The sequence below is a fragment of the Sulfurimonas sp. genome (assembly GCF_028713515.1).
GTDB lineage: Bacteria > Campylobacterota > Campylobacteria > Campylobacterales > Sulfurimonadaceae > Sulfurimonas.
In genome coordinates, this window is the sequence record NZ_JAQTOD010000003.1 from 54,859 (window position 1) to 79,271 (window position 24,413).

23 protein-coding genes are annotated in these 24,413 nt (G+C 33.0%); 9 read left to right on the top strand and 14 right to left on the bottom strand.

Annotation, left to right across the window (positions count from 1 at the left end; all coding sequences use genetic code 11):
- Positions 1–2 precede the first annotated feature (2 nt).
- Together PHV22_RS06635 and PHV22_RS06640 are read right to left on the bottom strand one after the other, a co-directional pair.
- A complete protein-coding gene (locus tag PHV22_RS06635) occupies positions 3–224 on the bottom strand; it encodes a hypothetical protein (protein ID WP_295022469.1) in 222 nt (73 codons plus the stop codon).
- A 6-nt stretch (positions 225–230) separates the two neighbouring features.
- Positions 231–1,055, bottom strand: a complete 825-nt coding sequence (locus PHV22_RS06640; RefSeq protein ID WP_295022471.1) for an FAD-dependent thymidylate synthase — start codon at positions 1,053–1,055, stop codon at positions 231–233.
- Positions 1,056–1,278: 223 nt separating this feature from the next.
- On the opposite strand from PHV22_RS06640, the gene PHV22_RS06645 reads away from it, so the two are divergent.
- Positions 1,279–2,700: a diguanylate cyclase gene (locus PHV22_RS06645; RefSeq protein WP_295022473.1), complete on the top strand. Its 1,422-nt coding sequence runs from the start codon at positions 1,279–1,281 to the stop codon at positions 2,698–2,700.
- Position 2,701: 1 nt separating this feature from the next.
- On the opposite strand, the gene PHV22_RS06650 is transcribed toward PHV22_RS06645, so the two are convergent.
- Genes PHV22_RS06650 through PHV22_RS06660 form a run of 3 tightly spaced genes read right to left on the bottom strand, consistent with a single transcriptional unit; the run spans position 2,702 to position 5,088 of the window.
- Positions 2,702–3,349: a protein-L-isoaspartate(D-aspartate) O-methyltransferase gene (locus PHV22_RS06650; protein WP_295022475.1), complete on the bottom strand. Its 648-nt coding sequence runs from the start codon at positions 3,347–3,349 to the stop codon at positions 2,702–2,704.
- Positions 3,333–4,073 carry a carbon-nitrogen hydrolase family protein gene (locus tag PHV22_RS06655; RefSeq protein ID WP_295022477.1) on the bottom strand — a complete coding sequence of 247 codons (741 nt, stop codon included), beginning with the start codon at positions 4,071–4,073 and terminating at the stop codon, positions 3,333–3,335. The genes PHV22_RS06650 and PHV22_RS06655 overlap by 17 nt, the downstream gene beginning before the upstream one ends.
- Positions 4,060–5,088 (bottom strand): ribonucleotide-diphosphate reductase subunit beta, encoded by a 1,029-nt coding sequence (locus PHV22_RS06660; protein WP_295022952.1) that lies wholly within the window; start codon positions 5,086–5,088, stop codon positions 4,060–4,062. Before PHV22_RS06660 ends, PHV22_RS06655 begins: the two co-directional genes overlap by 14 nt.
- Before the next feature lie 165 nt (positions 5,089–5,253).
- Between PHV22_RS06660 and PHV22_RS06665 the strand changes: the two genes are divergently transcribed.
- Positions 5,254–6,090 carry a bifunctional methionine sulfoxide reductase B/A protein gene (locus PHV22_RS06665; RefSeq protein ID WP_295022953.1) on the top strand — a complete coding sequence of 279 codons (837 nt, stop codon included), beginning with the start codon at positions 5,254–5,256 and terminating at the stop codon, positions 6,088–6,090.
- Between the two features lie 61 nt (positions 6,091–6,151).
- Here PHV22_RS06665 and typA read toward each other — a convergent pair whose 3' ends face one another.
- Positions 6,152–7,954, bottom strand: a complete 1,803-nt coding sequence (gene typA / locus PHV22_RS06670; protein ID WP_299946571.1) for a translational GTPase TypA — start codon at positions 7,952–7,954, stop codon at positions 6,152–6,154.
- 85 nt (positions 7,955–8,039) lie between these two features.
- Between typA and PHV22_RS06675 the strand changes: the two genes are divergently transcribed.
- A complete protein-coding gene (locus tag PHV22_RS06675; RefSeq protein WP_295022480.1) occupies positions 8,040–9,287 on the top strand; it encodes a CCA tRNA nucleotidyltransferase in 1,248 nt (415 codons plus the stop codon).
- Between the two features lie 13 nt (positions 9,288–9,300).
- Here the strand turns inward: PHV22_RS06675 and queF are convergent, their stop codons facing one another.
- From queF to dnaA, 5 genes are all read right to left on the bottom strand, one after another.
- Positions 9,301–9,678 (bottom strand): preQ(1) synthase, encoded by a 378-nt coding sequence (queF, locus tag PHV22_RS06680; RefSeq protein ID WP_295022482.1) that lies wholly within the window; start codon positions 9,676–9,678, stop codon positions 9,301–9,303.
- A 14-nt stretch (positions 9,679–9,692) separates the two neighbouring features.
- On the bottom strand, positions 9,693–11,084 hold the full coding sequence (locus PHV22_RS06685; protein ID WP_295022484.1) for an EAL domain-containing protein: 1,392 nt from the start codon (positions 11,082–11,084) through the stop codon (positions 9,693–9,695).
- Between the two features lie 8 nt (positions 11,085–11,092).
- Positions 11,093–13,405 carry a DNA topoisomerase (ATP-hydrolyzing) subunit B gene (gene gyrB / locus PHV22_RS06690; RefSeq protein ID WP_295022486.1) on the bottom strand — a complete coding sequence of 771 codons (2,313 nt, stop codon included), beginning with the start codon at positions 13,403–13,405 and terminating at the stop codon, positions 11,093–11,095.
- Positions 13,406–13,530: 125 nt separating this feature from the next.
- On the bottom strand, positions 13,531–14,598 hold the full coding sequence (dnaN, locus tag PHV22_RS06695) for a DNA polymerase III subunit beta (RefSeq protein WP_295022488.1): 1,068 nt from the start codon (positions 14,596–14,598) through the stop codon (positions 13,531–13,533).
- A gap of 165 nt (positions 14,599–14,763) precedes the next feature.
- The gene (gene dnaA / locus PHV22_RS06700; RefSeq protein WP_295022490.1) at positions 14,764–16,074 is read right to left on the bottom strand and encodes a chromosomal replication initiator protein DnaA; all 1,311 of its coding nucleotides are present in this window, start codon (positions 16,072–16,074) and stop codon (positions 14,764–14,766) included.
- Positions 16,075–16,197: 123 nt separating this feature from the next.
- On the opposite strand from dnaA, the gene ruvC reads away from it, so the two are divergent.
- Genes ruvC through PHV22_RS06715 form a run of 3 tightly spaced genes read left to right on the top strand, consistent with a single transcriptional unit; the run spans position 16,198 to position 18,036 of the window.
- Complete coding sequence (gene ruvC / locus PHV22_RS06705; RefSeq protein WP_295022492.1) at positions 16,198–16,683, top strand: crossover junction endodeoxyribonuclease RuvC; 486 nt, start codon at positions 16,198–16,200, stop codon at positions 16,681–16,683.
- Positions 16,684–16,730: 47 nt separating this feature from the next.
- Positions 16,731–17,696: a PAS domain-containing protein gene (locus tag PHV22_RS06710; protein WP_295022493.1), complete on the top strand. Its 966-nt coding sequence runs from the start codon at positions 16,731–16,733 to the stop codon at positions 17,694–17,696.
- Between the two features lie 28 nt (positions 17,697–17,724).
- A complete protein-coding gene (locus PHV22_RS06715) occupies positions 17,725–18,036 on the top strand; it encodes a pyrimidine/purine nucleoside phosphorylase (RefSeq protein WP_295022495.1) in 312 nt (103 codons plus the stop codon).
- Between the two features lie 9 nt (positions 18,037–18,045).
- Here PHV22_RS06715 and PHV22_RS06720 read toward each other — a convergent pair whose 3' ends face one another.
- From PHV22_RS06720 to rsmA, 3 genes are read right to left on the bottom strand one after another with little or no spacing between them, the layout of a single operon-like run.
- Positions 18,046–18,924 (bottom strand): DUF808 domain-containing protein, encoded by an 879-nt coding sequence (locus tag PHV22_RS06720; RefSeq protein ID WP_295022497.1) that lies wholly within the window; start codon positions 18,922–18,924, stop codon positions 18,046–18,048.
- A 39-nt stretch (positions 18,925–18,963) separates the two neighbouring features.
- Positions 18,964–20,892, bottom strand: a complete 1,929-nt coding sequence (locus PHV22_RS06725) for a ribonuclease J (protein WP_295022499.1) — start codon at positions 20,890–20,892, stop codon at positions 18,964–18,966.
- Complete coding sequence (rsmA, locus tag PHV22_RS06730; RefSeq protein ID WP_295022501.1) at positions 20,864–21,670, bottom strand: 16S rRNA (adenine(1518)-N(6)/adenine(1519)-N(6))-dimethyltransferase RsmA; 807 nt, start codon at positions 21,668–21,670, stop codon at positions 20,864–20,866. The genes PHV22_RS06725 and rsmA overlap by 29 nt, the downstream gene beginning before the upstream one ends.
- A gap of 154 nt (positions 21,671–21,824) precedes the next feature.
- Here rsmA and hisF point away from each other — a divergent pair, with 154 nt between their 5' ends.
- The 3 genes from hisF to rlmN are packed head-to-tail and all read left to right on the top strand — an operon-like array spanning position 21,825 to position 24,231.
- Complete coding sequence (gene hisF, locus PHV22_RS06735) at positions 21,825–22,583, top strand: imidazole glycerol phosphate synthase subunit HisF (protein ID WP_295022503.1); 759 nt, start codon at positions 21,825–21,827, stop codon at positions 22,581–22,583.
- The gene (locus PHV22_RS06740; protein ID WP_295022505.1) at positions 22,580–23,122 is read left to right on the top strand and encodes a purine-nucleoside phosphorylase; all 543 of its coding nucleotides are present in this window, start codon (positions 22,580–22,582) and stop codon (positions 23,120–23,122) included. The genes hisF and PHV22_RS06740 overlap by 4 nt, the downstream gene beginning before the upstream one ends.
- Complete coding sequence (gene rlmN / locus PHV22_RS06745; protein WP_295022507.1) at positions 23,119–24,231, top strand: 23S rRNA (adenine(2503)-C(2))-methyltransferase RlmN; 1,113 nt, start codon at positions 23,119–23,121, stop codon at positions 24,229–24,231. Before PHV22_RS06740 ends, rlmN begins: the two co-directional genes overlap by 4 nt.
- Positions 24,232–24,413 lie beyond the last annotated feature (182 nt).

Here is a 24,413-nt window from a genome sequence, read left to right on the forward strand (position 1 = left end):
TCCTATTCATTCTCTTTTTTTACTTTTAAAAGCTCTTGATCACTAACTTTAGTTTTGTCTTTAACTTTATCAAACGCTTTTTGCGCCTCTGCTTCTTTATAGTTTCTGCACTCTTGAGGAATTGACTGCTGGTCTGTGAAATCTCTATCACACATTCCAACATTAAACTCAAACTGCGAACATCCACTAAATAAAAAAATAGCTACCAAGAGATACTTTGACATATTTGCCTACCTTTGTTTTATAATCAAATCTAAATATTTTTTTGGAGTAACTCTCATCATCTCTTCGGCTAACCATCTGATTTGAAAAAATGCAGCCCCATTGTATCTTAGTGTGAAGTAGTTCTTTAAGCTTCTAAGATTAAATGTTACGACCATATCAACTTTCCAATTATCGGTTACTATGTGCTTAAAGGCATCGCCGACATTCCGCTTTTTCTTACCAGACTCAAGCGCTAAAAATAGCCCCTCTTCGTCGTTAATATACTCATCTAAAAATATCAAAGAACTTTTTGCAACTGCAATCTCATAGAAATCATCAATAATTTTTGATTGATAGGCAAGCTTATCGTAAATCGCACCTAGCTCTATCTTGTTATACTCCTCATCAGTGGTCACCAGCATATCAAACCCTAAGACTTTATTTACAAAAAACTCTTTGTTACCAGTTGCTCCAGAAGCAACAAAAGCATTTATAAGTGAGCTCATAGTATAACGAGTACTTCGCACAGAGATGGCCTGTATGCGGTGTCTGGCGTGCTCTTGTAACACACCTCTTGAAGTTCCACGAATTAAAAAGCTAAGAGTTGCATGCTCCAAAATAGAGTGATGAAAATGTGTCCAAGCCAAATCCTCTAAAAGTGAGGATTCATCTATATTATTTATCTCATGGCACGCAGAATTATCTGGCATACTCTTTTGAATACACTTAATAGCCTCATTTTCGCTATTAGCAAACGAGTCGTAGCAGGTTCTAGCCGCGACCTCAGCCACACCAATACCACTTTGTTGCATTAAAATTACTTCGGGCTTAGAGTACTCGATACCATACATAATGGACTCCTAAAAATTCCAAGATTAGTCAATGTTATTTTACAATAGAAATCTTTTAAGCTACCTGCGGACTTCAAAACAAATTCATAAACTTTAATCAAAAAGTAAAAGGTGTACTCTTGCTTCTAAATGTAAATAAAAGAACCAAACCTTACTGATTTTTATAAAGGCAGAAGATAAATATTGCTATCCTAACAATATAACAGTAAATGAAGGATGTGTGTTGCCCAATAAACTACAAATAATTAAACGCCAGAATAGTGCACTTCATGAACTTAACGAAATTGCAGCAATATCAGATATAAACCCCAAAGAGACTCTTAGAAAAGCTTTGGAAATTGGGAAGAAATATTTTGGCTTAGAGTTTGGAATTGTCAGTCATATCGTAGGGGAAGATTATACGGTAGATGTCCAATCATCACCCACAGAAACACTATTTGATGGACAGCTGTTTGTACTTGGTTCAACATATTGTAAAACCACCATAGAAATAGATGATGTTTTAGCAATTACCGATGTTACAAAATCAAAATATGTTGGTCATCCATGCCATAGAGATTTTAATCTTGTATCTTATATCGGTGCACCCATTAGAGTAAATTCTAAGGTATACGGTACTATAAATTTTTCTTCAGCGCAAGCAAGGCACTTGGAATATGACAAAATAGATGACGAATTTATGAAACTTCTCTCTAGGTGGGCGGGATCATTTTTAGAAAGACAATTTGTTGTCAATGAGTTCTCCCTAGAAAAACAAAAATTTGAAATGATTTTTGAAAATAACGGATCGGGAACACTGCTTATAGATAACAGTTGTCAAATTTTAATGGTCAATAAACGATTCTGTGAAATAATAGGTTTTTCAAAATCTGAACTTGTAGGACAAAATGCAATAATCTACTACCTAGACGAGCTCTCCTACCAAACGGCAAGAGATAAAATTTCAAAGACTGACAAAAGTTCTTATATAAATATGGAACATCAGCTAAAAAGAAAAGATGGCAAACTAATTTGGTGTAAATTTATTGGTTCTCAAATAGAGTTGGCAAAAGATTCAACCACTATGATTTGGAGCATATTAGATATTACAATTCAGAAAGAGATGCAAGAAAAACTTGAAAAACAGGCAACAACGGACTTTCTGACAGAGCTTTACAATAGAAGATATTTTACAAGTCGTCTAGAAGAAGAGGTGTCTAAAATGAAACGGGATAAAACAACTAGGACTTCTTTGCTCATATTTGACTTAGATAAGTTCAAACATGTAAATGATACACTTGGGCATTTAACAGGTGATGTTGTACTAAAAGAGTTTGCTAACATTTTAAAAAAAGACCTGCGCAAAACAGATATTGTAGGAAGAATAGGCGGGGAAGAATTCGCCATGATTTTGCCAAATACAGATGCAAAACATGCGACAATTTTAGCAAATAGAATCAGAGAAGAAGTTTGCAACAAAACAATAAATATTGACAACAAAAATATAAATTTTACCGTCAGCATAGGTCTTACAACCATAATGCACGATGATATTAACTCTGATACTGCTTTTGCACGAGCCGATACTGCACTCTATAAGGCAAAAGAAAATGGACGCAATAGGGTTGAAGAGTATGACAAATCTTATAGCAGTCTACCCTTATAATTTACTTCTGAACACCATCCAAAATAGGAACGAAGTCACACTCCTCTAGCTCCTCCCTTTGCAAAACGCCTCCAACTTTTTTAAAGCGGGTAATAACTTGTTTTAAACCTTTTTGCATCGGAGCCAGCAAAATGCCATTTTCACTTAGTTGGTCAAAGAGTTTTTGTGGTATTTTTTGCGCTGTTGCAGAGAAAATGATTCTATCATAGGGAGCGTACTGAACCCACCCATTTTGCCCATCGTCTGTTCTTGTATGGATATTATTTATGCCAAGCTGTCTAAACCTTGCTTTTGCCTCAAGCATCAAAGACTCAATCCTCTCAATAGTAAAGACACCACGAAACAGATGTGAGAGTACAGCGGCTTGATAACCACTTCCACAACCAATCTCCAAAACTCTATCCGCACCTTTTGATTCCAAATATTGTGTCATTTTGGCAACCGTCAAAGGAGAGCTTATCCACTGCGCCGAGCCCATTGGTAGGGCATCTAGTTTGTATGCATTGTGTCTAAAACCAGCAGGCACAAAAACCTCTCTATTTGTATTGGCAATCGCATCTTTTACTTCACTCTGCAGTTTAAATATTTTGCCGCACTCTTCTGCCAATTTTGCGGTTTTTGTGGCCGTTATCCTATCCAATGCCAACATCCATATATCGTCTCATGGCAATTATCTCTTTTTTATCATACGCTATTTCTAAAAATTCCATATCCTCGTTTCTCACACTCTCACCGCTTGGTTTTACGATGCCACTCATCTTTGTACACTCTTCATTTAATGAATCACTTGCAATTACAAAACACTGATTCATAATGGCAAGAGCCGTTGTTAAGATTACATAATTTTGCGTTCTTAAAACTCCCCACCATGAGGGAACCGCTATCACATCACACCCTTCTAATTTTTGCCATAAATCTTTAAAGCGAAGCTCAAAACAGATAAGAACGCCTATCTTTATCCCATCAACTTCTATGATTTCAACACTCTCATGACTATCCTCGGACATATATTTATGCTCATTGCCAAAGCGAAATAGTTTTGCTTTTCCTCTCTCATAAACTATCTCACCATTGAAAAATATCTTAGCAAAGTTAAAAACCTCACCATCTTTTTTCTCAATTATAGTGAGGATGATTATTTTGTTGTATGAAGCTTTTTTTATCTCTTTATTTGCAATATGTGCGAACTCCAAAACCTCTTCAAAATTATCATAATCATACCCAGTAAGACACACCTCGGGTGCTACAATTATCGAGTTCTCTTGAGACTCGTTTATCAGACCTAAGAGAGTTTGTAGATTGGCATTATAATCTGAGGTTGTTTTAAAGAGGAGTGAGCATAACTTATGCTCACTATTTTTAGAAGTCATCATCAAATGTAAGACTACCTTTTGAGTAGTTAGCAACTGTTCCCTCAAAGAAGTTAGTTTTTTGATCATTAAATTTAGAGAAATCATCCACCCACTTTATAGGGTTTGTGACATTATAAAGTTTTTCAAATCCAACGGATGAGAGCCTATCATCCGCCAAATAATGAATATATTGCTCTATGATGGTGTCTGTTAGACCCAGAATCTGTCCTGCAGTTATATATTTACCCCAAGCAACCTCAAGCTCAACTGCCTCTTTAAACATCTCTATAACTTCTACAATTAGTCTATCAGTAAAGAGATCGGCTCTCTCTTTTCTTAGAGTGTTGATAAGGTTTTGAAATAGCACCAAGTGAGTTACTTCATCTCTTTGGATAAATCTAATCATCTGAGCAGAACCAAGCATCTTTCCACTTCTGGCAAGCGTGTAGATATATGCAAATCCACTATAAAAGTAAATTCCCTCTAGTATCTGATTTGCAAAACACGCTTTTACGAAATTGTGTTCTGTCGGGTTTTCTGAGAGCTCTTCATAAACTTTTGCGATTGAATCATTTTTTGTCTTTAACATCATGTCACGACGCCAAAGATCATAAATCTCTGCTGAATTTGTTGAGATGCTATCTACCATAACGGCATAACTTTGGGAGTGAAGCGCCTCTTCAAATGATTGACGAACTAAAATAAGGTTTATCTCTGGAGATGTAACATAAGGATTAATATTGTCAATTAGATTATTTGTTTGGAGCGAATCCATAAAGATAAGCTGTGAGAGAGCCTTGTCATAGGCAGTTTTTTCGGCTTCTGTAAGATTTTTATAGTCATTTACATCGCGAGTCATATCAACCTCTTTTGGGAACCAAGTGTTATTTAGCATCATTTCCCAAAGATTGTAAGCCCACTGATATTTGATATTATTTAACTCAAAAATACCAGTTGGATCCCCACCAAATATTTTTCTATCATTAACACTCTCTTTAGAGTCGGGGTTGTATATTTTTTTTCTTTTCATGCAAATACCTCAAACATTTTAATCCGTAATTATACCGAGCTTTTTGAGCTCCTTTATAGTAACTTTATAAAAATGTCTAGGCTAAAAAATCTATCATCTAAATAAAAAAATATTTTATAATTAAACAAAAAATAGGGGCAAAATATGGATTTAGTAAAATGGAACGCCAATATAGAAAAACTTACTCAAGATGAAAAGCATGTTCTTATAAACAAAGGCACTCAAAGAGCCTTTGTTGGCGAGTATACAGAAGAGAGCAGAGATGGAGTTTATAGATGCAAGCTCTGTAAAGCACCACTTTATACTTCAAAAGATAAATTTAGCTCACACTGTGGATGGCCTAGTTTTGATGACGCCATAAAAGGAGCAATTAAATCGATTCCTGATGTAGATGGCAGACGGACAGAGATAGTTTGTGCAAATTGTGGTGCTCATATGGGTCATATTTTTAGTGGGGAAGGTTACACACCAAAAAACGAGAGGCACTGCGTAAACTCTATTTCTCTGGAGTTTATAGTGAAAGCAAAACTCTCAAAAGCCTATTTTGCCGGAGGTTGTTTTTGGGGAGTTGAGTATTACCTAGAGAAACTCCCAGGCGTAAAAGAGGTAACAAGTGGTTTTATGGGTGGAGAGCTAAAAAATCCATCTTATGAAGATGTTATTTATAAAAAAACAGGGCACCTTGAAGCTGTCGAAGTTATTTATGACAATACTAAAATCTCATATAAAGAGTTAGCAAAAGCATTCTTTGAGATTCATGACCCAACCCAAGCAAATGGACAAGGTCCAGATATTGGAGAGCAGTATCTAAGTGCTGTTTTTGTGTCATCGAAAGAAGAAAGAGAAATTATCTTGGAACTCATATCACTTCTTAAGGCAAAAAAATATGCCGTAGTTACAAAGATACTGGATAAAAAAGAGTTTTTTGCGGCTGAAGATTATCATCAAAACTATTACAACAAAAAAGGTTCTAAGCCCTACTGTCATAGTTATACAAAAAGATTTTAAAATAAGCTGGGAGATAGACAGTCAAAAGGAAATCCCTTTTGACTAGAGGATATTAAAGAAATTATTTACGATCGTTTCTTTTTCTTTCGCTCTCTGTTAGGTATTTTTTACGAATACGAATACTAATAGGAGTAATTTCTAAAAGTTCATCATCTTCAATCCACTCTAAAGCACGCTCTAGTGACATATCACGAGGTGGGATAAGCTTGATAGCTTCATCTGCGCCGCTTGAACGAACATTCGATTGAGCCTTACCTTTTATAGGATTTACAACTAAGTCATTTGAGCGAGAGTGTTCACCAACAATCATACCCTCATAAACTTTAGTTTGCGGTCCTACAAAAAGAACGCCGCGATCTTGAATATTAAATAGTGAATAAGCAAGTGTTTCACCATTCTCCATTGAAATAAGCGCGCCATAACTTCTTGACTCAACTGTTCCACTGTACGGGCGGAATTCCAAGAATGAGTGATTCATGATTCCCTCACCTTTAGTATCTGTTAGGAACTGTCCACGGAATCCAATTAGTGCACGAGCAGGAATCTCAAACTCGATTCTCTGGAAACCTTGACCCATTGGAAGCATAGATTTCATCTCAGCTTTTCTTTTTCCAAGGCGCTCAATAACACTACCGCTCAACTCTTCAGGGACATCGATAACAAGATGTTCAAATGGTTCACATTTAACACCTTCGATAACTTTAACAATAACCTCTGGACGGCTTACACCAAATTCAAAATTCTCACGACGCATATTTTCAGCAAGAATAGTGATTTGTAACTCCCCACGACCTGAAACTTTAAATTTACCCTCACCAACAACTTCTAACTTCATTGCAACATTCGTTTGCATCTCAGATTCAAGTCTATCTTTTAGTTTATTTGAAGTAACATGTTTACCCTCTTGACCGGCAAGTGGAGAGTCATTTACGGAAAATATAACCGTTAAAGTTGGCTCTTCGATGTGAAGTGGATCAAGTGGCATAGGTCTAGCTGGATCACAAACAGTATCTCCAACATCAACGGTCTCTAACCCAGCAAAAGCAACAATATCGCCAGCTTCAGCTTCATTGATTTCCATACGGTTAAGTCCGTGGAAACCGATTAATTTAGAGATTTTACCTTTAACAAGTTCGCCATCAGCTTTTGCAAGCATAATGTTATCGCCTTTTTTAATTACACCATTAAAGATACGAGAGATACCGATTTTACCAACATAGTTATCATAATCAAGTGTAAATACTTGAGCTTGAGTTGGGTTTTCTCTATCGCCTTCTGGCTCAGGAATATGATTTATAATAGTTTCAAAAATACATTGAAAGTCACCACCCTCTTCACTCATATCAAGCTTAGCTATACCATCTCTTGCTGCAGCGTATATAACTGGGAAATCTTGCTGGTCATCAGTTGCGCCCATCGCTGCAAAAAGGTCAAACATCTCATCTACAACACGATCTGGCTCAGCTGAAGGTTTATCGATTTTGTTAATAACAACAATTGGTTTTTTACCAAGTGCTAACATTTTTTTAACAACAAACTTAGTTTGAGGCATAACACCTTCATAAGCATCAACAAGAACTAAAACACCATCTACCATCTTTAAAACGCGCTCAACTTCTCCACCGAAATCCGCGTGACCTGGAGTGTCGATAATGTTGATTTTAAAATCTTTATAACGAATAGCTGTATTTTTAGAAAGAATCGTGATTCCTCTTTCTTTCTCTAGTGCATTGCTGTCCATAGCTCTTTCTGCGTGCTGCTCATGAGCACCAAATGTTCCTGACTGTGTTAACAGACCATCTACTAGTGTTGTTTTACCGTGGTCAACGTGAGCGATAACGGCAATGTTTCTAATCTTTTGCATTAGGTTTCCTTAAGGTGGGAAAATTTTTCGCGATTATACCCAAGTAATTGTTATATATGAGTTAAAGCAGTGTTATACTTATGAAATGATTACATACCCTAAAAAATTAGAGCCTATTTTCTCTAAACTTATTTCTTATGGCATAAAGCCTATAATTGTTGGCGGGTTTATAAGAGACTCTATTTTGAATATTACTGTAAATGATATAGATATTGAGCTATATGGGATTTCGTCTCTGGCGGAGCTAGAAAATATTCTAAAAGAGTTTGGCTCGGTTAATAGTGTTGGAAAGAGTTTTGGAGTCTGCAAGCTAAGCTATATGGGCTATGAACTTGACTTTACACTTCCAAGAATAGATAACAAAACAACCTCTGGGCATCGAGGATTCAGCATAAAAATAGACTCAAATCTTGATTTTAAAACCGCTGCTTCAAGAAGAGATTTTACAATAAACACGATTGGATATAATGTAGTTGAGAGAAAAATAGTTGATCCTTTTAATGGAACTCAAGATTTAAGCGACAAAATTTTAAGAGCTGTTAATCCAGAAACTTTTATAGAGGACCCACTTAGAGTTTTAAGAGCTGTTAGGTTTAGTGTTGTTTATGACTTTAAAATTGATAATGAACTCTACTTGCTATGTAGGCAAATGGTTAAAAATAGAGTGCTTGAAGAGTTGCCAAAAGAGAGAATTTTTGAAGAAATAAAAAAGATTTTGCTCATCTGCCAAAAACCATCCATTGCATTTGAGCTTTTAAAAAGTTTTGGAAGTGATATATTTACTGACAATCTTTTAGTAGTTGATGAGATATCCAAACAACTAACAAATCAAGATCAAACAAAATTGGTTTTGATGCTAGCTGGCTTGTGTTATGATTTTACAAAAGAGCGAGCAGAACATTTTTTGTGGAAATTTACAAATGAAAAAGAGTTACTAAAAAGAGTTTTTGTACTTATAGAGTTACATGGCAAGATAGAAAAAATTTACGCCAAGGAGTTTAGTGACTATGCACTCTATAAACTTGCCACAAAAGTAAATATAAGTGAACTCTTGATTTTAAGCAGAGCCGTATATTTTTCTAAAAATTACTCTTTTGATTATGATATAGCGGACGCTATAGAAAAAAGAGCAAGGGAGTTAAACATACTAACTAAAAAACTCCCACCGCTCTTAAGCGGTAAAGATATCTTGACATTTGGCATAATTCCATCACCAGAATTTACAATCATACTTAGTAGTGCTTATGAGGCTCAGATAAGTGGTAAAATAATGGACCGTGTGCAAGCCATCTCTTGGTTAGAAGGTTTTATAAAATTTTATAAAAAACTATAGCTTTACAAAGGAGCTAAAGCTTTGAGCTGTCAATCTCTATAACTGTATGAACATTGCCTCTTGGGTTATAATCTGCTATAACTTTCATATACTTTGGCTTTAATTTTTTGTCTAAAATTTCATAAATCTCATTTGCACTATTCTCATGGGAAACATGCCTATCTCTAAAAGAGTTTATATAAAGTTTGATAGCTTTTAACTCAACAACCCACTCATTTGGTGTGTATTCAAGATATATCGTTGCATAATCAGGATAACCACTTCTAGGGCAAAGACAAGAGAATTCTGGAAGTGTCATTTTTATAAGATAATCTCTTTTATGCAGATTTGGCCAAATTTCCAAATCTTTTTCCACATCAAACTCATTAACAATTTTTTCACCATATTTCATTTTTATTCCTGTTCTTAAATTTTTTCCAGTGGTGCCAAATATTTACCTTGAAAATAATCAATATTTTGCTCTTTTAAGGTTTCATAACTACTCTCATTTTCAACCATTTTGACCCAACTTTTAACACCTTTATTGTGTGCCATTATATTAAAACCATCTATTATATTTTTATATTTAGCCCGATTTGCCTCTTTTGTATAAAAGCTATCAAATCTAACTATATCAATATGTAAATCACGCAGATATAAAAAACTGCTATTTAGTGAACCCAACCTATCTATGGTTATAATAATTCCAAAAGCTCTTAATGTTTGCAAAATATTATTATAATTTTCTATAAATGGATAATATTCGTTTTCGCTAAGTATAAATATTACTCTATTTTTAAGAGAATCATTTTTATAAAAAAGCTCTTTTATTTTTGCTATAAAAAGTGAATTTCTAATTGAGGTTGGTGATATAGACAGAGCAAAAACTACATCGGTTTGTTGTGTGCACAAACTTATAACTTTTTCTAAAATCATCAAATCATACTCAATCATAATTCTTAATTTATCTAAGATTTTCATATATGTTTTTGGATAAACCAACTTGCCATCAACTGTTTTTAACTTAATGAAACACTCTTTTATTGTTTGGGCATTCCCACTAAAAACATCTTGCAGCATAACTTCTATATTTTTTTTATTTATAGCATCAATCACTAAAAATTCTAACTCATTAGGATCTGTCTCATCCTCCACATTTGTTATATTTTTATCTATTTTTTGTAGATAAAAAAGATTCTCTATAAGATAATCAACATCTTTTGAAAGGGTAATGTCATTAATAACTCCGGATATTTGTACTTCAATACTATCAATTTTTAGTTCTTCGCTCTTTAAACAAAACAACTCAAGTACTGCTTTATAAACACTTTTTTTTCCTTTTAAACCTAATACAAAATCACCAGCCTTGATGTGACCTATTGGAAAATTATCTATATTTTTTTCTTTAAAATATTTTTCTATCCATATAACAACTTCAAAAAGTATTTTATCACCACTACTCATACCATATCGACTATTAATCTCACTTATATTATCTATACTAATAAGTAAAAGTGAGTATTCATTAACACTTTTAATCTCTTTTTTCAAATAATTATACAAATATTCTTTGGAAAATACTTTTGATACATTATCAGTTATTTTTGTATCAAAACCGTTATAAATTAAATAAAATATAAAATAAATACTAAAAAAAAGAATTAGTGTTAATTCAATATAAAATAGATATGTTAATTGTTCATCTTCTGAAATTGAGAAATTAATGATAAAAGCAATAATAAGAGTAAAGATTGGAAGTACCATTCTAAGTGCTAGTTTAAAACGATACTCTCTCTCTTTTACTTGTGGAAGGGTCATACTAATGGTTAAACATCTAAATGTTTAACATCCTTTGCATGTTTTTCGATGTAATCACGGCGAGGTTCAACATCATCACCCATAAATAGTGTAAATGTGTCTGATGCAGATTCAGCATCTTCTATTTGTACTTGAAGTAAAACTCGATTTTCTGGTGTCATTGTTGTTTCCCAAAGTTGATCAGGATTCATTTCCCCAAGACCTTTATATCTTTGTATATAGGCACCTTTTTTAGCATATTCATTAATATTTTCTAATACCTTAATAATATCATCACCAAAATCTAAATTCCACTCTTGAATTTTTCTATATACAAAATTTGCTTCGTTAAAGTGTGGTGCGCTAAATAAATCATCATTAATAAGTAGCTCCTCCATTCCATCTTTTGTTTGAACAAAGAGATGAATAGAGTCACTATTTATACTTTTTGTTAAAATATTATTACTATTTTTTAACAAAAATTCTTCAATTTTTTCATACATACTATTCATATCTAAACCAACTAAATCAGGGTTTTCTATAAAATAGCGAATTAAATCAACAAGAGCATATCTTCTCTCAAGTGCTTGAAGAGAAGTTCTATAATGATCTACCATTTTAAAATAAGATATAAGATCATTTTCTCCAACTCCATCTATTTCTAAAGACTCTATTCCATTTTCAATTAGATAATCATTCATTGCTCTATCATCTTTAAAATAGATCTCTTTTTTACCTTTTTTATATCTATAAAGAGGTGGTTGTGCTAAATAAAGGTAACCATTTTCAACAACTTTTCTAAAATGACGAAAGAAAAATGTTAAAAGCAATGTCTGAATATGCGAACCATCAACATCAGCATCGGTCATAATAATAATTTTATGATAACGAAGTTTTTCTTCATTATAATCCTCACTAATACCACAACCCATAGCAGTAATCATATTCGTAATTTCTTCTGATTTTAATATTTTGTCAAGTCTAGCTTTTTCAACATTTAAAATCTTACCTTTAAGTGGCAAAATTGCTTGAAATACACGATCCCGACCCATTTTAGCAGAACCACCAGCAGAATCACCTTCTACCAGATAAAGTTCACAAATAGAGGCATCTTTGCTCTGACAATCAGCTAATTTTCCAGGAAGTGTTCCAACACTCATAGAATCTTTTCTACGAGTAAGTTCTCTTGCCTTTTTAGCTGCTTCGCGTCCACGAGCTGCCATTAATGCTTTTGAGACAATAGCTTTTGCTTCTATTGGATTTTCTTCAAAATATTTAGATAAAAGTTCATAAGTTGCTTTTTGAATTAGTGGTCTTACATAAGTATTTCCAAGTTTACCTTTTGTTTGTCCTTCAAATTGAGGTTCAGGAACACGAGCTGAAACAATAGCAATAAGACCTTCACTAGTATCTTCACCAGAGAATTTTACATCTTTTTCTTTTGCTGCACCATTTTGGGCATTATAATTTGAAATAACACGAGTAAGTCCTGCTCTAAAACCAGCTTCATGTGTTCCTCCATTTGGAGTACGAATATTATTTACAAATGATGCAAGTTTTTCATCATATGAATCATTATACATTAGTGCAATATCAAACTCTATATCTTCTATTTTTGAGGAAAATGAATAAACGGCTGCAACTTGAACTTTTTTATTCATATCTGCAACATATTGAGCTATACCACCTTCAAAATGGTATGTTTCAGAAACATTTGTTCTCTCATCTTTAAAAATAATTGTAATAAATGGATTTAAATATGCTAATTCTTTAAATCTTTTTGAAAGATATTCATACTCAAAAGTTATTGTTTCTGTAAAAATACTAGGATCTGGTGCAAATTCAATAGTCGTACCAGTTTTTTTAGTAGTTCCTATAACTTTTATGATTTCTTGAGGGATACCTTTTTTAAAGTCTTGCTCAAAAATCTCTCCATTTCTATGAATAGTCATTTTAAGATTATTTGAGAGTGCATTTACAACAGAAACACCAACTCCATGAAGACCACCAGAGACTTTATAAGTATCTTTATCAAATTTTCCACCAGCATGGAGAACTGTTAAAACAACAGTTGCAGCACTCATACCTTCAGTTGGATGCATATCTGTTGGGATACCACGACCATTATCTGTAACTTTACAAGTTCCATTTTTTGTTAATAAAACAGTTATTGTATTACAATGACCAGCCATAGCTTCATCAATAGAATTATCAACAACTTCATAAACTAAATGATGAAGACCTCTGTGACCTGTATCACCAATATACATACCAGGGCGTTTACGAACTGCTTCTAACCCTTTTAGAACTTTAATATTACTAGCACCGTAACCTTGTTCCATTTATCACTCCAAATATAACATTAATCGGGCATTTTATCTAACATTTACTAAAAGAAAGTTTTGTGATTTAATTTGAAGTTAAAAATAAAAGTGAATTAACCCCATAAATAGGAGTTAAAATATTACTAAATTACTATTGGCATTACTACTGTTTTAAAATTATCATCACTTAAAATAAATGGTAAGTTACTCTCATTCAGTCCAATTGTAAAATCAACGCTATTTATAGAATTTAAAAAATCTAAAAGATATTTACTATTAATAGCAATTATAAATGGTGATGAAAATCCAGTTGAAAAACTCATTTCTGTTTTTGCTTCAATATTGTCATCACTAAGAGATTCAAAAGTTATTAGATCATTTAAAAAAGTCATTTTTACATCAGATGAGATAGTTGTTATTTGCTTTATTGATTCTATCATTTTGGCTTTTGGTAATATTAAATTTTTTAATATATTTTTTGGAATTATTCTAGAGTATTCAGGAAATTTACCATTTATAAGTTTTGTAAAAAATGTGTACTGCTTTGAGATAATAATTAAACTAGTTTCATCATAAAAAAGTTTTAAATTATCATAAAAAAGTTTTTGTATTTCTACTATTGCTTTTTTTGGAATAATTATTGATAACTCTTTATTACTTCTATTTTCAAGAGTAACAATAGCTAATCTTCTTGTATCAGTTGAAGCAAAATTTATATTGTTTTCTTTTATATCAATTAAAGCACCATTTAACTCAAATTTTGGATTATTTGTATCAATTGATGGAGTTACTTTTTTAAGAGAGTCAATTAAAGATTGAGAATCTATTGAAATTTGTTCTTTTCCAATAGGTTCAGGAAATTCAGGAAATTCATTGTGAGAAAATGTTGGTAATTTAAAATTAGAGTTAGATTGTGAAATATATAAAATATCATTTTTTGTTTCTAAATTTATTTTGTCATCTTTTAATATTTTAATAATATCTAACAGTTTTTTACCATTAGCAGTAATACTACCATCACTTACTATTTCTACACTCTCTGTTGATACTAAAAAACCTATTTCATAATCTGTAGCTTTTATAGTTAATTTAGAGTTTAATGCTTCAATAAAAATATGAGAAGTTATTTGAGATGTATCTCTTTTTTCTAAAAATGGTTGAGCATGGATTAAAATATTTTCAATAATTGATTTTTGTATTGTTATTTTCATTTGAAATCCTATTTATTTAATAAAATTTTAGTAATAGTAGTAGGGTAATGTGAATATGTGATTATCACCATTTGAACCCTAAATTAAGAGTTTTTATATGTAACAAACCACTACAACTTTTTTCACATCTATTCACTTTAGCAATTATATCTTTTTTTCTAATTTTTATGAAGATGAAGTAATTTTATTGGTAAGCTCTTCTATTTTGACTTTAAAATCTTCATCATTTTGTATTAATTCATTTATTTTTTTAAGAGTATGACTTATTGCAGTATGATCTTTCATTCCAAAGTATTGAGCTAGCTGAGGCATTGTATTTTGTGTTAATTCACGACATAAATATATAGAAATTCTTCTTGCATAAACTAGATTTTTACTTCTACTTTTTGAACGGATTTCACTTGGTTTAATATTTAAATCTTTTGCAACACTTTTAGTTATAGTATCTAGAGTTAAATTTGCAAGATTTTCTTGAACTTGATCTCTTAATACATTTTTTGTAAAATCAAGTGTTATATCAACATGCATAAGTTTTGAATAAGCGTGGAGTTTAGATAAAATACCCTCTATTTCACGAACATTGCTCTCTATAACCGTTGCAATATAGTTGATAATATCTTTAGTTAAAATAACTCTATTTATTTCACATTTTTTTTCAATAATAGCGATTTTTGTCTCAAGTTCTGGTGGTTGAATATCTGCAATAAGTCCATGCTCAAACCTACTTTGAAGCCTTTTTTCAAGCCCTGCTATCTTTTTTGGATGTTTATCAGCAGTTAAAATAATTTGTTTTCCTTCACCTTTAAGTGCTTCAAAAGTGTGAAAAAATTCTTCTTGGATTGTCTCTTTATTACTTAAAAATTGAATATCATCAATAAGTAAAACATCACAATTTCGATATTTTTCTTGAAATCTTTCCATAGTTTTGTTTTTTATATGTCTAATAAAATCATTTAAAAACTGCTCAACCGTGGTATAAATAACAACCTTTCCTTGATTTTGAAAAATATTTCCAGCGGCTTGCATAAGATGAGTTTTACCAAGCCCAACACCACCATGAATAAAAAGAGGATTATATAAAATTCCAGCTTTTTCACTTACACTTTTTACAGCAGCATAAGCAAATTGATTTGAACCACCGACCATAAAATTGTCAAATGTAAATGATGGATTTAAAAGAGAGTGAATTGGTTGTTTTTGTATATTTTTTTCTTTTATTATAAATTTTTCTTTAGAATTTATAAGTGTTATTTCGATATTTACTTTTGAATCACTATTTATTTCAAAAAGATGTTGAATTTTGTTTTTATATTTACTTTTTATCCAATTTAAAACTAAAGCATTTGGAGCATAAAATATTGCTAAATTAGTACTAGATTTTTTTAAATCATAAATTAAATGTTTAACATACCTATCATATTCAATCTCAGATATCTCATCTTTAAGTAAATTTAAAACTTTTTGACCAATATTCATATATAATCCTTATATGTTAATAATATCAATTTTCTTATAAAAAATGGTTAAAATTTATGTGAATAACTAGATTGTGAATAGTGTGAATAGTTAAAATTTGATATATAATATAATGGGAGAGGTATGATAATTTTAGGAATAGACCCAGGTACGAGAAATATGGGTTATGCCATTATAAATTTAGAAAATTCAAAGATTTCGCTTATTGAAGCCGGTCTTATAAAAATAAAAGCAGAAGAGTTACAATTTCAAATCCCGCAGATGGTTGAGGCATTTGAGGGAATATTTAAAAATCATAAGATAGATGAAGTTGCAATAGAAGACATTTTTTATGCACATAATCCAAAAACAACTATAAAATTGGCTCAATTTCGTGGAGCTATCTCACTACTTATTCTTCAATATTTTGGGCAATTTAGTGAATACACAGCACTACAAGTTAAAAAATCATTAACAGGAAATGGCAAAGCCGCTAAAGAACAGGTCTCATTTATGGTAAAAATGTTACTAAATATAAAAAAAGAGATTAAACCTCTTGATATCACAGATGCTATGGCAGTTGCAATTACACACTCACAAAGAGTTAACTTGCTTCAAATCAAAAAGTAAAATTTTATAAACAGTATAATTTTGTCAATTAATCACTAAGGCACAAAATGAATCCATTTACAAATTTACCTGAGGGTCACCCAGCAAGAGTATATCTTGAAGAAAATCAGTTAATTAGAGGACTGATAGCGAGTATTAACAGCATCGATATTGAGAATAATTATGAAGAGTTTAAAGAGAAGTTTACAAGACTCTGCTTGATAGAAAAACATTTTGCTAGAAAAGAGAACCAATTGTTTCCATATCTGGAAAAATATGGCTGGACAAGTCCATCTCAAGGTATGTGGGCATTTCATGATGATATTCGTGCAATAGTAAAAAATGCCAGAAATTTAGTTCAAGCAAATGAGCTATTGTCTTTGAATATAGTATTACAAAATCTTTTTCATAATCTTGAACATATAATGCAAGTTGAAGAGGGAAGGCTTCTTCCAAGAGCATTAGAGATGCTTCAAGAAGATGATTGGAAAGAGATGAGAAGTGGAGATGAAGAGATAGGTTGGATGTTTGATGAAGTACCTGCTCCATATCCTGCACATGAAGAGGGTGAGTATATTCACCCATCACAAGATACAAAAAAAAGAAAATTACCATTTTCACTTGAGGGCAGAATTAATCTTCAAGAGGGATTTATGTTGCCAGAGCAGATTAACTGGTTACTGAAATTTATGCCTGTTGATATCACTTATGTTGATGAAAACGATATAGTAATTTTTTATAATCGTGGTGAAGATAGAGTATTTCCAAGAAGTGCTGGAATTATAGGTCGTGAAGTAAAGTTTTGTCATCCTCCAAAGAGTGTTGATCAAGTTCTTACGATTCTTCGTGAGTTTAAAGCTGGTAGAAGAGATGAAGCTGAATTTTGGATAACATTTAAAGGCAAATTTATTCATATCCGTTATTTTGCTATAAGAGATAATAATGGCTCATACAAGGGCGTTATAGAGGTTTCTCAAGATGTTACTCACATCAGAGGTTTAGAAGGTCAACAAAGACTACTAGATTGGGAATAGGATATAATTCTAAAAAAAAGGTAAAAAAATGTTAAGTTTTAAAAATGTAAATATAGTAAAAAAAGCGAATATCTATTATGATGGAAAAGTTACAAGCAGAAGAGTTGATTTTGAAGATGGTTCTATGAAAACTCTTGGAATTATGATGCCTGGTGATTACACTTTTGGGACGGATGCGGCTGAAATTATGGAAATTATGAGTGGAGATTTAGATATAAAGCTTCCAGGAGAAGAGTGGAAAACTTTAAACACTCCAGAGACTTTCAATGTACCTGCTAACTCTTCTTTTGATTTGAAGATAAAAACTGTAACTGATTATTGTTGCTCGTATATTAAATAATCCAAATTTTTACTTTTGAAAAAATAGACTTACTGTTTTTTCAATTGCTAAAATTGTAAAGCCTACTATTAATCCAATAAAAAGTTCAGCACCAATAATTGGTATAAAACTCACTACATTGTGAAGTGACTCTATATTGTGAACAAATATTCCACCACCAACTAACAACATAGCAATTACACCTACAATTGATAATAACTTGATAATTTTAGGTAGAGAGATTACTAAACTATTGCCGATTTTTTTATATACTTTCTTTCTGAAACCACCAACTTTTTCCGAAATTTTTATTAGAGCGATTCCTATATCATCTATTCGCACTAAGAAAGCAACAATTCCATAAACCCCAATAGTTGCAAGCACTGAAATAGCAGAAGCAATGGTAATTTGCATAGTCAATGGTTGCGATGCTACGGTTCCAAGCGCTATGATAATAACCTCGATAGAGAGAATAAAGTCTGTTAATATTGCTGACTTAATCTTCTCTTTCTCAAGGGCTAAAAGATCTTTTTCACTCATAATCATTTCTGCTAATGGTTTTTTGTGATGCTTATTTGGGGTAAAGTATTCGTATATCTTTTGTGCCCCTTCAAAGCTAAGATAAGTGCCACCAAGAATAAGAATGGGGATGATTAATTGTGGAGTAAAAGCACTAAGCAAAAAAGATAGGGGGAGCAAAATTAGTTTATTTCTAAATGAGCCTTTTGTTATTGCCCAAAGAACAGGAAGTTCTCTTGATGCACTAAAACCGGCTGCTTTTTCAGCGCCTACGGCTAAATCATCGCCTAAAACACCAGCTGTTTTTTTAATAGCAATCTTACTTATGGCAACAGTATCATCAAATAAAACAGCGATGTCGTCTAAAATTGCAAAAAAACCACCGGTCATTTAGGCTTCTTTAAATTAATTTTTAAACTCTTTTACCATCTATTGTATAAATACATGTGGAACAATAAGAGGATATCTTTTCATTTTTCTATAGATATGCTTTCTTACAACTTGACGAAGGTCATTTTCTAGGGCTCTTGGGTTTTCTATCAATCCCTCTTTGATGTTGATTAGGAAGTGTTCAAGAACTTCTTCCATCTCTTTTGCAAAAAACTTATCTTGCTTGTCGGCTACTAGACCAAATGTTGTAACTACAGGTTTAGATATCATTTTAGAGTGTTGCCCATCAATCTGAGCAATTATCATAACTATTCCATCAGAAGCTAGTTTTTGTCTATCTAAGACTATATCATCATCAATTTTATGGTTGTTTTGGTTGTCAATGTATGTCTTACCAGTTCTAACTGATTTAACTTTTCTCATATATTTTGGAGCAACTTCGATAGTGTCTCCATCGTTCATAATACCAATATTTCTCTCGGGGATACCACACATTATAGCAGTTTCTTGATGCTTCATTACATGGTTGTATTCGCCGTGAATTGGTAAGAAGAACTTAGGGTTAACAAGGCGGAGCATAAGTTTTTGCTCTTCTATCGAAGCGTGCCCTGAGACATGGATATCTTTTTCTGATGTTACTTTAGCACCAGCGCGTTGTAGATGGTTTAGCATCGCAGAGATAGAGCCCTCATTGCCGGGAATTGCTCTTGATGATAAAACAACTAAATCATTTGGCTTAATTTTAACATGTCTATGCTCACCTATAGACATTCTAAAGAGAGCAGAGCTTGTTTCACCTTGAGAGCCAGTTGTAACTATCAGAACCTCTTTATCATTCATATCAGCTAACTGTTCTGGTTCTATAAAGATATTTTTTGGTAATTTAATGTAGTCATACTGCATACAAATCTCTAGATTTCTCTCCATTGAGCGACCTATTACACAAACTTTTCTTCCATATTTTACGCCATATTGGATAGCTTGATAGACACGATGAATGTTTGAGCTAAATGTAGATAGTAAAACTCTACCCTCAGCCTTTGCAAAAACTCTATCCATAGCTGGAGCAACACTAAGTTCAGATGGTGTTGGCACTGTGTTGTATGAGTTTGTTGAGTCACTTAAAAGACAAAGTACACCTTTTTCTCCATAATAAGCAAGTCTGTGAAGGTCCGCAGTATAGCCATCTACAGGAGTGTAATCGATCTTGAAGTCTCCCGTGTGAATAACAGTTCCAGCTGCAGTTGTAATAGCCAAAGATGATGAGTCAATAATTGAGTGAGTCATGTGCATCCATTCAATCTTAAAGTCTTTACCTATATCATAAACTTTTCTTTTTTCGATTGGGTTTAGATATTTTTTAAAATCTTTTATGTGATGCTCATCAAACTTGCCAGCAATCATAGCAAGTGGTAGAGGTGAACCATATATAGGAAACTGCATCTCTTTAAAAAGGTATGGCATTGCGCCAATATGATCTTCGTGAGCGTGAGTTATGATAATCGCCTTTATTTTATCCTTTATCTCTCTTACATAGCTAAAATCAGGTATTAGTATATCGACACCATGCATATCTTCATCTGGAAAGCTCATTCCAACATCCACCAAAATAGCTTCTGTTTGTGTCTCAAATATAGTTATATTTCCACCAATTTCGCCAAGTCCACCAAGTGGAGTGATGCGAATCTTATCTTTAGAGTTCAGATCAAGTTTGTAATGAGGGTTTAATCTCTGTTTGTGTGACTCTTGATTTGCAAAAACCATAGATTTTAAGCTTTCATCAATAGGTAAAGTTTGACGACGACGACTTTTTCCACCACCTTGTTTGTTGTTTGAAGCATTAGGATTGCTATTGTTTGGACCATTTGGTCTTCGGTTGTTATTGTTGTTGTGTGGCTTACGATCTTCTTGAGTATTTTGTGAATTAGTTACGATAACTTCACTCGTCTGTTGAGTCTCTTCTGACATTAAAATTCCTTTGTATTATATTGTGTAATTGGTGATAGTCAGCTGTAGAGACTTGATGAGGACGAATCGTTTGTGCGAGGTTTAGCTTTAAAAAAGCATCTTGAAGATTATTTTTTTCATAAATTTCGGATAGGTTTTTCATGAGAGTTTTTCTAGGTTGCTTAAATGCAACTCTAAGCATACCCTCAAAAATCTCATCATTTCTATCACTACTTTTTTCTATTAAAAAAATTGCAGAATCTATTTTTGGCTGTGGTTCAAATGCTGTTGGTGGGACTCTCACGACTATTCGTGAGCTCCCTGCACTTTGAGTTATAACACTCAAAGAACCGAATACTTTATCATTTTCATTCGCACAAAATTTTTCTGCAACTTCAAGCTGTACCATTACAAGTATGTTTTTACATTTTGGATCTGCGAGGGCCTTTAGAATTATGTTGGTCGCGATATAGTATGGCAAATTTGCCACCAAATCATACGATTCTTCTATAAGTTCACTCTTCCAAGCTTCTAATACATCTCCACAGTTTATGTGGAGTTGCTCGGTTGCGATCTCTTTCTCAAACTTTTTTTGTAATAGCTTACACAAATCGGTATCAACCTCAAAAGCTTCTACGCTTTTGACATCTACTAAATATTTAGTTAAATCACCTAAGCCAGGCCCAATTTCAACAATTTTATTGTTGTTATGGGGCATCGCTTCGATTATTTTTTGTAAAACTACCTCATCTTTTAAGAAGTTCTGTCCATACTTCTTTTTTGCTATCACTTTATTCATTGTGTGAAGTCTACTATAATATTACTTATATTAATATTATAGTAGATTGTGCAGCAGAATTGTTCCATGTGAAACATTTTGAAATCAATTGATTGGGCTTTGTATAAGTCATTAATAGTATAATTTCGTATTGTAAAAAGAGGTTTAAACCATTATGAATTATTTTGCTAAAAGAATTATTCCATGCCTAGATGTCAAAGATGGTCGTGTTGTAAAGGGTGTGAATTTTGTTGGACTTAGAGATGCTGGTGATCCTGTTGAAGTTGCAAAGCGCTATAACGAAGAGGGCGCGGATGAGATCACATTTTTGGACATTACGGCTTCATCTGATAACCGCGACACAATCGTGGATATTGTAAAACAGGTAGCAAGAGAGGTTTTTATACCATTAACTGTTGGTGGCGGCATACGAAAACTCGAAGATATATACAAACTTTTAAATGTCGGATGTGATAAAGTTAGCGTGAACTCAGCGGCAATTAAACGCCCAGAACTTATAGATGAGGGGGCAAAGAGATTTGGCTCGCAGTGCATTGTAACGGCAATAGATGTAAAAAGAGTTGGCGACAGATATCATGTTTTTTTAAATGGTGGAAGAGAAGATACTGGGCTAGATGCAGTTCTTTGGGCTAAAGAAGTTGTTAGCCGTGGGAGCGGGGAGATACTTTTGACATCAATGGATGCTGATGGCACAAAAGCAGGTTTTGAGTTAAACATAACCCAGCTGATTAGCCAAGCTGTAAATGTCCCGGTGATTGCAAGTGGCGGTGCTGGGACGATGGAGCATATAAAAGATGCGTTTCTTCATGGAGCGGATGCCGCACTTGCTGCTACTATATTTCACTATAAAGAGATAGATATAATGGAACTAAAGCATTATTTACACGACAACAATATACCGGTTCGCCTATGATAATCTGTGCTGGAAATAGTGAATCATTTGATTTTGCTCAACCTATCGGGGTTGGTCTGATTGAGAGCGCTATGAATTTAACTAGGCTTTGCTTGTTTGATAAACCAGAGTTTTTGTTTTTTATTGGGAGCGCTGGAAGTTATGGAGAGCTTAAAATATTTGATATAGTAGAGTCAAAAACTGCTTCAAATATAGAACTTGCATTTTTAAATAGTGATGCTTATACACCTTTAGATAATGTAATTTCTACTAATACAACTAATCAAAAAGATATAATTGTAAACTCTTCAAACTATATTTCAACTAATAAAGAACTAACAAACAAGTTTTTAAACCTAGGAATAGGCATAGAAAATATGGAATTTTTTTCTGTTTTGAGTGTGGCAAAAGAGTTTGATATTCCAGCTGGTGGCGTTTTTTGTATAACAAATTATACTAACAAAACAGCTCATGAGGATTTTTTAGCTAACCATAAAAAAGCAAAAGAGTTGTTATCTATGCATGTAAAAAAAAGAATTAAAGAGCTACCGCAAAAATGAGCAACATAAAACCATCACTATTAGAGTTTACACTAAAAGAGTTGCAAGAGCAGATTAAACCATCATTTAGAGCAAAACAAGTTTTTGGCTGGCTGTATCATCAGTATGCGGAAAATTATGAAGATATGAAAAATATTCCAAAAACATTAAAAGATGAGTTAGAAGAAAAATTTTTAGTTAATCCGATGAAGATTGCTAAGAAAGAGGTTTCTAGTGATGGAACAATAAAATATCTATTTGAGCTTCAAGATGGCAAAACAATAGAAGCGGTTTGGCTCAAGATGAAAGATGCAGAACTCGATGAAAATGGAGTTATTTTACATGAAGCAAAATATACCATCTGCGTTTCTACGCAGGTAGGGTGCAAGATGGGATGTACTTTTTGTTTAACTGCCAAAGGTGGGTTTACAAGAGATTTAACAGCGGGGGAGATTGTAGCTCAGGTTGTGAGTTTAAAGAGAGATAATGACCACAAACACAACAGAATGATAAATATAGTCTATATGGGTATGGGAGAACCACTTGATAACCTCACAAGCTTAGCAAAAGCGATAGAGATATTTAAAGAAGATGATGGACTTTGTATATCAGCGAAGCGACAAACTGTTTCTACAAGTGGATTGAGTAATAAGATTGACCAACTTGGTAAGTTGGATTTGGGTGTTCATATAGCAATCTCTTTGCACGCAGTAGATGATGAGCTAAGATCAGAGCTTATACCAATGAACAAAGCGCACAATATTAGCTCTATTATAGAAGCAGTTAAAAGATTTCCGATAGACACAAGAAAAAGAGTTATGTTCGAGTACCTTGTGATAAAAAACAAGAATGATGATATCGCTTCTGCAAAAAAGCTCATAAAACTGCTCTCGGGTATAAAAGCTAAAGTAAATTTAATATACTTTAACCCATATCCAGGAACTCCGTATGATAGACCATCAAAAGCCGATATGGTTGCTTTTCAGGAGTATCTAGTCAATCATGGTCTTCTGTGCACTATTCGTGACTCTAAGGGCATAGATATAAGTGCTGCGTGTGGACAACTAAAAGAGCAGGATGAATTTAACAGGGTCAAGGCTGTAACTAGTTCGAAAATAAGCAGAGATTAATCTATGGTGTTTAATAGATTGGTTTTCAGAATTTAGTTTTGATTTGATTAAGAAGATTGTATAGCGGAGAAATAACTAAACGACCAACACACCAGGGAAGTCGTTTATAGGCAAAATAATACCTTACTTTCCTTATAGAGAAATAAGAGCATCACTCGAGCTTTTATATAAAATCTTTTTTA

Coding starts and splice junctions, on each gene's coding strand:
- PHV22_RS06685 (WP_295022484.1), bottom strand. CDS start 11,084: ATGACCCTTCCACAAGTAAAAGAGAGAGAGTATCGTTTTAAACTAGCA.
- PHV22_RS06640 (WP_295022471.1), bottom strand. CDS start 1,055: ATGTATGGTATCGAGTACTCTAAGCCCGAAGTAATTTTAATGCAACAA.
- dnaA (WP_295022490.1), bottom strand. CDS start 16,074: ATGAATATTGGTCAAAAAGTTTTAAATTTACTTAAAGATGAGATATCT.
- PHV22_RS06635 (WP_295022469.1), bottom strand. CDS start 224: ATGTCAAAGTATCTCTTGGTAGCTATTTTTTTATTTAGTGGATGTTCG.
- PHV22_RS06675 (WP_295022480.1), top strand. CDS start 8,040: ATGATTACATACCCTAAAAAATTAGAGCCTATTTTCTCTAAACTTATT.
- PHV22_RS06725 (WP_295022499.1), bottom strand. CDS start 20,892: ATGTCAGAAGAGACTCAACAGACGAGTGAAGTTATCGTAACTAATTCA.
- PHV22_RS06650 (WP_295022475.1), bottom strand. CDS start 3,349: ATGTTGGCATTGGATAGGATAACGGCCACAAAAACCGCAAAATTGGCA.
- rlmN (WP_295022507.1), top strand. CDS start 23,119: ATGAGCAACATAAAACCATCACTATTAGAGTTTACACTAAAAGAGTTG.
- queF (WP_295022482.1), bottom strand. CDS start 9,678: ATGAAATATGGTGAAAAAATTGTTAATGAGTTTGATGTGGAAAAAGAT.
- dnaN (WP_295022488.1), bottom strand. CDS start 14,598: ATGAAAATAACAATACAAAAATCAATTATTGAAAATATTTTAATCCAT.
- hisF (WP_295022503.1), top strand. CDS start 21,825: ATGAATTATTTTGCTAAAAGAATTATTCCATGCCTAGATGTCAAAGAT.
- PHV22_RS06655 (WP_295022477.1), bottom strand. CDS start 4,073: ATGATGACTTCTAAAAATAGTGAGCATAAGTTATGCTCACTCCTCTTT.
- PHV22_RS06720 (WP_295022497.1), bottom strand. CDS start 18,924: ATGACCGGTGGTTTTTTTGCAATTTTAGACGACATCGCTGTTTTATTT.
- PHV22_RS06715 (WP_295022495.1), top strand. CDS start 17,725: ATGTTAAGTTTTAAAAATGTAAATATAGTAAAAAAAGCGAATATCTAT.
- PHV22_RS06740 (WP_295022505.1), top strand. CDS start 22,580: ATGATAATCTGTGCTGGAAATAGTGAATCATTTGATTTTGCTCAACCT.
- rsmA (WP_295022501.1), bottom strand. CDS start 21,670: ATGAATAAAGTGATAGCAAAAAAGAAGTATGGACAGAACTTCTTAAAA.
- typA (WP_299946571.1), bottom strand. CDS start 7,954: ATGCAAAAGATTAGAAACATTGCCGTTATCGCTCACGTTGACCACGGT.
- PHV22_RS06710 (WP_295022493.1), top strand. CDS start 16,731: ATGAATCCATTTACAAATTTACCTGAGGGTCACCCAGCAAGAGTATAT.
- ruvC (WP_295022492.1), top strand. CDS start 16,198: ATGATAATTTTAGGAATAGACCCAGGTACGAGAAATATGGGTTATGCC.
- gyrB (WP_295022486.1), bottom strand. CDS start 13,405: ATGGAACAAGGTTACGGTGCTAGTAATATTAAAGTTCTAAAAGGGTTA.